Source organism: Polaromonas sp. P1_G2, assembly GCF_056405515.1.
Genome location: NZ_JBFUBY010001323.1, coordinates 1 through 423, shown reverse-complemented (window position 1 = coordinate 423; position 423 = coordinate 1). Strand labels below are relative to the sequence as shown.

Annotated in this window: 1 protein-coding gene; it reads right to left on the bottom strand. The window is 63.1% G+C overall.

Features of this window, described 5'->3' with window-relative positions:
• Positions 1 to 423 (bottom strand): phosphoketolase family protein (locus AC1D0P_RS30370; RefSeq protein ID WP_477680127.1); only part of this gene is annotated, 423 nt, incomplete at both ends.

Genomic DNA, 423 nt, shown 5'->3' with positions numbered 1-423 from the left:
CGGTAGGTCAGCTTATGAATCAGCGTCGGGTAGCCGTGGAAGGCAAAGATCACCGGCTTGTCCTGCGTGAACAGGGCGTCGAAAGCGCGATCTTCCAGCCCGTGCGGGTGCTCGCTCTGTGGCTGCAGAACCATGAGATCAACGACGTTGACGACGCGGATGCAGATCTCGGGGATGTATGTTCGAAGCAGGCTGACGGCAGCCAGCGTTTCCAGCGTCGGCACATCGCCGGCGCAGGCCATGACCACGTCGGTGCCGCCGTCTTCGTCATTGCTCGCCCAGTGCCAGATTCCCGCGCCTGCCGTGCAATGGCGGACCGCCTCCTCCATGCCCAGCCACTGCCAGTCAAGCTGCTTGCCGGCGACAATCACGTTGATATAGCCCCGGCTGCGCAGGCAATGGTCAGCAACGGCCAGCAGGCAG